We start from the raw sequence: 6,610 nt of genomic DNA on the forward strand, positions 1-6,610 counted from the left end.
GCCCGAGCCGGACTCGCCGACCAGGCCGAGCTTTTCGCCCGGCCGGATGTCGAAGGAGACGCCCTTGAGCACCTCCGTGCGCGCAGCACGCCGGCCCTTGCCGCGGAAGGAGACCCGCAGATCCCGCACCTGGAGCAGGGCGTCCGCGGAGGCGGTGGCTTCGGTCGCGGTCATGCGGTGGCGCTCCTTGTCTCCCGCGCCCGCCAGGGGGCTCGTGGCGGGGCCTCGTCGAGCACGGCGCCGAGCAGGGTCCGGGTGTAGGGGTCGCGGGGCGCGTGGAGGACCTCTTCGGTGCTGCCGGTCTCCACGATCCGGCCGGCGTTCATCACGGCGACGCGGTCGCACAGGTCCGCGACGACGCCGAGGTCGTGGGTGACCAGGAGCACGCCCAGACCGCGCTCCTTCTGCAGGCGGCGCAGCAGGTCGAGGACCTCCGCCTGGACACGTACGTCGAGCGCGGTGGTGGGCTCGTCGGCGATGAGGAGTTCGGGGTCGCAGGACATCGCGCCGGCGATGAGGACGCGCTGGGCCATGCCTCCGGAGATCTCGTGGGGGTACAGACGCAGGGTGCGCTCGGGGTGGGGGATCTCCACCATGCGCAGCAGGTCGGCGGCGCGGTCGGCCGCCTCCCGGCGGGAGACGCCGAGGACGTGCCGCATGGGTTCCATGAGCTGGCTGCCGACGGTGAAGGCCGGGTCCAGGTTGCTCATGGGTTCCTGGGGGACGTAGGCCACCGTGCCGCCCCGCAGGGCGCGGTAGGCGCGTTCGGGCAGGCCGGTGACCTCCCGTCCCTTGACGGTGATGCTTCCGCCGCTGACCGCTCCGCCGTGCGGCAGGATGCCCAGCACGGAGAAGGCGGTCTGCGTCTTGCCGGAGCCGGACTCGCCGACCAGGCCCACGATCTCACCGGCGCGGACGTCGAGGTCGACGCCGTGCACGACCTCCTCGCGGGTGCCGTCCGGCCGGGCGTAGGCGACGGTGAGCCCGCGCACCGAGAGCAGCCCGGAGCGGCCGTAGCCGTCGGAGCGGTCGGCGGCCGAGCCCTTCGCAGCGGCAGCGGCAGCGGCGGCGACGGCAGGGGATGCGGGGGCGGCGCGGTGCCGGGTCCGGCGGGGCGCGGCCGTTTCGGCGCCCCGGTCCTCCAGGACGTCGCGCAGCGCCCCGGCGAGCAGGACGAGGCAGCCGTTGGTCAGTCCGAGAGCGAGGCCCGGCCACAGCATCAGCAGCGGCGCGCGCTGGATGTTCTGGAACGCTTCGTTGAGCATCGCGCCCCAGGTCGCGGCCGATCCGCTGCCGACCCCCAGGAATTCCAGACCGGCCTGGAGCCCGACGGCGATGCCGGCGACGAGGGCCACCTGGATGATGACGGGGCCGCGCACGACGATGAGGATGTGCCGGGCGACGATGCGGGCGTCGGACAGGCCCGACACCTTCGCGGCGTCGACGTAGAGCGCTCCGCGTACGCCCGCGACGACCCCGCGCACGAGGCGGAAGAAACTCGGCGCCGCGAGCACGCCGAGCACCGTCATCAGGGCCCAGACGCGGGGGCCGAGGATGGCACGGGAGGCGAGCAGCACGACCATGGCGGGCAGGGCCATGACGAGGTCGACGACCCAGTTGGCGAGGGAGTCGAACCAGCCGCCGCGGTAGCCCGCGTACAGACCGGACGGCACGCCGAGGACGAGAGCGATCCCGAGGGCGATCAGGGCTCCGCCGAGGGTGGTGCGCCCGCCGTAGAGGATGCGGGAGAGGATGTCACGGCCGGCGGAGTCCATGCCCAGCGGATGCGCGCCGCCGGGGGCGGCGAAGGCGTCGCCGAGCGAGGAGACCTGCGGGCCCTGCGGGGAGAGCAGGGGCGCCAGGCACACGGCCGTGACCAGGAGCAGCAGCACGGTGGCGGAGAGGGCGCCGAGCGGGTGCCGTAGCAGACGCCGGACGGTGCCTGTGCGGCGAGCCGGTGGTTCGCCGGCGGGGCCGGGGAGTCCCGTGCGGGCCGCTGCGGGCGGGTCGGCGGGAAGGTACTCGCTCATGCGGCCCTCGCCTTCGGGTCGAGCCAGCCGATCAGGATGTCGACCAGGAGGTTGATCAGGACGACGCCGGCCACGCTGAGCATGACGAGCGCCATGATCACGGGGATGTCGCCGCGGGTGGTGTAGGTGACGGTCATGCTGCCGATGCCGGGGAGCCCGAAGATCTGCTCCACCAGTACGGCTCCGCCGAGCAGGCCCACGAACTGCATGCCGAGGACGGACAGCGCCGGCGCCGAGGCGTTGCGCAGGACGTGCCGGAACACGATCCGGGAGGCGGGCAGGCCGCGGGTGCGCAGGGTACGGACGTAGTCCTGGCGCAGTACGCCGATCACCGCGCCGCGCACCTGCTGGGAGACGCCGGCCACGGATGCCACCGACAGGGACAGGACCGGCAGCGTGATGGTGGACAGCCAGCCGCCGGGGGACTGGGTGAACGCGGTGTATCCGATGGCGGGGAACCAGCCGAGGCGGACCGCGAGGACCAGCACGATGACCAGGGTGACGAGGAAGCCGGGGAGTGCGTAGCCGACGACGCCCAGGATCTGGACGAAGCGGTCCACGGCGCCGCGCCGGACTCCCGCCCAGACGCCGAGCAGGAACGACACGACGGTCGTGACGAGCGTGACGCCCAGCATCAGGCTCACGGTGACCGGCAGCCGGCCCGCGACGGCCTCGCCGACGTCCTCGCCGGTGAACCAGGAGGTGCCGAGGTCACCTCGGACGGCGTGGGCCAGCCAGTCGGCGTACTGGGCGAGGACCGGCCGGTCCAGGCCCAGCGAGGCGTTCTTGGCGTCCACGGCCGCCTGGTCGGCGCTCTGGCCGAGGAGCTGGCGGCCGGCGTCCACGTCGGCGACCGACAGCAGCAGGTAGGAGAGGAACGACAGGACGACCAGGAGCAGGGCCCCCGCCGCGATCCTGCGGGCGATGAACTTCAGCATGGCACTCGGTATCCGTGACCGGCCGCCGGGAGCGGGCGCGCGGGTGCAGGCCCGACCGCCCCCTGCGCGGACTCACTTGACGGGGGCGTAGTTGTAGATCGAGGGGACGGCCATGCCGGACTGCGGGGTGATCCTCACCGTGCCGTCCGAGACGTGCAGGTAGGTCATCCGGTAGAAGGGGACGAACCAGCCTGCCTTCACGAGGTGTTCGTTCAGGTCCCGTGCGGCCTGCTTCGCCTGCTCGTCGCTGCCGGTCCGGATCCGCGGGACCAGCTCGCGCACGGTGGGGTCGGTGGTGCCGAACATGTTGAAGGCGCCGGGGGTGACCAGTTCGTTGACGACGACCCAGTCGGACGCGGACTGGCCGACGTTCATGACGAGGCCCGAGTACGCACGGTCGGTGAACACCTTCCGGACCGCCGAGCCGCCGTCGAGGTCGTCCCAGACCAGCTTGACGCCGATGGCCTTGAAGTCGGTGGCCAGCGACGACGCGAGCGCGTCGTTGACGATGGCGGCGATGCGCGGCAGCTTCAGTGTGAAGCCCCCGGCGTAGCCCGCTTCCTCGAGCAACCGCCTGGCTCTGGCCGGGTCGTGGGAGTAGTACGTGTCCAGGCGCCTGTCGTACCCCTGGGTGCCGGGGCCGAAGACCTGGTCGGTGACCTGACCGCGGTCCTGGCGGATGGCGTGGAGCATGGCCGCGCGGTCGACCGCGCAGTTCAGTGCCTGGCGGACGCGGGGGTCCTTCAGGGCCGGGGTCAGCTTCCCGTCGCGGTCGAAGAGCAGCAGCCCCTGGAAGTCGAACTCCTGCTTCGCCGTCTTCATCCTGGCATCGGACTCGACGCTGATCTGCTGGTCGGCGGTCTGCAGGAGGGCGGCGTTCACCTGTCCGGTCTTGAGGCCGTTGACGATGGCCGTCTCGTTGTCGAAGAAGCTGATCGTGAGGTTCGCGTAGGGCAGTGGCCTGCCCCAGTAGTCGTCGTTGCGCTGGTACACCCACTTGGTGCCGATCGCCGTCCGTGCCTTGACGAGGCGGTAGGGGCCGGTGCCGTCGGGGGTCGTCTTGAGGCTGTCGGCCTTCGCGAACTTCGCCGGGTTGGCCATCAGACCGGCCGCGTCGCTCAGGTAGAACAGCATGGCGGGGTCGGCCTGCTCGAGTCTCAGCGTGACGTGCGCGGCGTCGGTGACCTCCACCGACTTCAGACCGTTCAGCCACTTCGCGTCGGCGCCGCCGCCCTTCTTGAAGCGCTCCATGTTGGCTTTGACCGCCGCCGCGTCGAAGGCGGTGCCGTCGGCGAACTTCACGTCCTTGCGCAGGGTCAGCGCGAGTTCGGTGTGGTCGGCGTTGTACTTCCAGGAGGTGGCGAGCATCGGGCTGAAGGTGCCGTCCGGCTCCCGCTTGACCAGCGTGTCGTACGTGGCCTGGAAGAAGGGCAGGGCACTGCCGACCGCCTGCGTGGGGTCGAGGCTCTGAGGGAAGGTCAGGGTCGCGATGTTCAGCGTGGAGGAGTCGGCGCTCCCGGTGCCGGAGCCGGTGCATCCCGCGAGGGCGAGGGACGCCGCCGCGCATGCGGCGACGGCCCCGCTTCGGATGTTTCTGCTCATGAGATTCGCTCCGTCTGGAGGGCCGGGGAGGGCGTCCCGGGCGAGATTGGCGGTGAGCTTACTCGTGGAATTAACCACTTGGTAGGTTTTTCGGGAGGGAGCTGACCGGGGGTAGGAGGGGCCGTCGGCCGGTCGGCAGCGGGAGGTGGCCGGTGCAGGTGACCGCCGGCCGATACGAGGGCCGCCAGCCGCCAGCCGCCAGCCGCCAGCCGCCAGCCGCCAGCCGCCAGCCGCCAGCCGCCGGCCGTCGATCGCCGGCCGCCGGCCATCGGTCTCGTCGGTGCGGGCGGCCGGCCGTCGCCCCGGACGCCCCGCACCGGCGGCAACCGTGGCAGGCTGCCTGTGACAACCCGCCGCAGGGCGGGGACGCGCACCCGCCCTGCGGCGGGCGCCGGTCGGACGACGGCAGGAGGCCGCAGAGTTGAGCGAACGACCCGGGAGTGTTCCGCGACGCCCGTCGAAGGGCGAACGCACACGGGCCCGCATTCTCGACTCCGCGAGCGAACTGTTCTCCCGTTCCGGCTTCAACGCCGTGTCGCTGCGTGACATCGCCGCGCACGCGGGGCTGACGCACGCCGGGGTGCTGCACCACTTTCCGGGCAAGGAGTCCCTGCTGATCGAGGTCCTGGGCCGCCGCGACAGGATCGACGCGCAGTCGGTCTTCCCCGGCATCGTCCACCCGGGCACCCCCGAGCCGGGTCCGGGTGAACGGCTGCGCCTGCTGGTCGGCCTGGTGGCGCGCAACAGCCGGACGCCAGGACTCGTCGCGCTCTACACGAAACTCTCCGCGGAGGCCACCGACCCCCAGCACCCCGCGCACCACTACTTCAGGGAGCGCTACCGCATCCTCCGGGAGGAGATGACCGTGCTCATCGAGGCTCTGCGGGCCGAGGCCGGCCCCCGCGTCCAGGGCGATCCGGCGGTCATGGCACGGCAGTTGCTGGCGCTGATGGACGGTCTGCAGACGCAGTGGCTGATGGAGCCGGACGCCGTGGCGATGGAGGAACTGGTACGCGACTTCCTGCGCCGGCTGGGACTCGACCCCGAAGGCGGCGGAGGACCGGCCGGCGTCAGCGCGTGAGCGACGCGAGCACCGCATCGGCCGTACTCCGGTGCCCGGCCGCGTCGGGGTGGAACCCGGCGGCTTCCGCGGAGTCGCCGGGTTCGATCCAGCGCACGCCCGCGGGCTTGCACACGTCGTGCCCGACCGAGGGCCCGTAGGCGTCGACGTAGGTGGCGTCGTACACGTCGGCCTGCCGCGCGAGCATCGTGTTGAGCTGCTTCTCCTCGTCCCGGAACCAGGGGAAGTCGCCCGTGGCGAGCGCGACCGTCTCCCGGCACGCGGTGCCGTCGTCGGGGAAGAGGGCCGGGTATCCCACCAGCAGCACCCTCGCGCGCGGGGACCGGGCGTGGATCTCCGCGAGGACCGCGTCGATCCTGGGTGCCGTGGTGCCGATGCGGGAACCGATCTCGTCGGTGCCGAGCAGGGTGTAGCTCTGCTTGCAGGGGGAGCCGTTCGGCGCCAGGTACCCGAGGAGCACGCAGCGCGTGATCACGCCACCCAGGTCCAGGTCGTTGCCGCCGATGCCCAGGGTGACCAGGGTGGTGTCGGGTCGCAGGGCGTCGAGTTGCGGCGGGGCCGAATCCTGGCGGCCCGCCATGTCGCGGGTGTCGGCTCCGGCGCAGGTCACGTCGGTGAACGACGTCGCGCCGACGGCACGCGCCACCAGCGACGGGTAGTTGTCCGAGGAGCGCCCGCAGAGGGAGTCGGTCTGCTCGGGGATGCCCAGGCCGGAACTGTAGGAGTCCCCGAGCGCTACGTACCGCACCTCGCCGGCGGCGCGCTGGGCGGCGCGCCGGACAGGATGCTCGGGTGCGGGGGCCGCGGTGGCGGCCGCCGTCGCGCCGGCCAGTACGGCGACGGCTGCCGCGGTCGCCACGCCGGTGCGCAGCAGCGCCCTGCGGGAGGCGCCGGTGCCGTGCGGGGTCCCGGGGCGGGGAGGTTGTGACCCGCGGGGGGGGGGGGGCGCCAGACCAGGC

Annotated in this window: 5 protein-coding genes and 1 pseudogene; 1 reads left to right on the forward strand and 5 read right to left on the reverse strand. The window is 72.5% G+C overall.

The window, feature by feature from the left end; all coding sequences use genetic code 11:
* The 4 genes and pseudogenes from ABZ719_RS36890 to ABZ719_RS36905 form a co-directional block, all read right to left on the reverse strand.
* Positions 1–150, reverse strand: a pseudogene (locus ABZ719_RS36890) (ABC transporter ATP-binding protein); the annotation flags it as partial.
* A gap of 20 nt (positions 151–170) precedes the next feature.
* Entirely contained in the window at positions 171–2,030 is a 1,860-nt protein-coding gene (locus tag ABZ719_RS36895) for a dipeptide/oligopeptide/nickel ABC transporter permease/ATP-binding protein (protein ID WP_366729540.1), read from the reverse strand.
* Positions 2,027–2,968, reverse strand: coding sequence for an ABC transporter permease (locus tag ABZ719_RS36900; protein ID WP_366729541.1), 942 nt, complete (start codon positions 2,966–2,968; stop codon positions 2,027–2,029). Before ABZ719_RS36900 ends, ABZ719_RS36895 begins: the two co-directional genes overlap by 4 nt.
* 72 nt (positions 2,969–3,040) lie before the next feature.
* Positions 3,041–4,570: an ABC transporter substrate-binding protein gene (locus tag ABZ719_RS36905; RefSeq protein ID WP_366729542.1), complete on the reverse strand. Its 1,530-nt coding sequence runs from the start codon at positions 4,568–4,570 to the stop codon at positions 3,041–3,043.
* Between the two features lie 421 nt (positions 4,571–4,991).
* On the opposite strand from ABZ719_RS36905, the gene ABZ719_RS36910 reads away from it, so the two are divergent.
* Complete coding sequence (locus tag ABZ719_RS36910) at positions 4,992–5,651, forward strand: TetR/AcrR family transcriptional regulator (protein WP_366729543.1); 660 nt, start codon at positions 4,992–4,994, stop codon at positions 5,649–5,651.
* Here ABZ719_RS36910 and ABZ719_RS36915 read toward each other — a convergent pair.
* Entirely contained in the window at positions 5,641–6,483 is an 843-nt protein-coding gene (locus ABZ719_RS36915; protein ID WP_366729544.1) for an SGNH/GDSL hydrolase family protein, read from the reverse strand. The two genes, ABZ719_RS36910 and ABZ719_RS36915, sit on opposite strands and share 11 nt — an antisense overlap.
* Positions 6,484–6,610 lie beyond the last annotated feature (127 nt).

Source organism: Streptomyces sp. NPDC006743, from assembly GCF_040703815.1.
Taxonomy (GTDB): Bacteria; Actinomycetota; Actinomycetes; order Streptomycetales; family Streptomycetaceae; genus Streptomyces.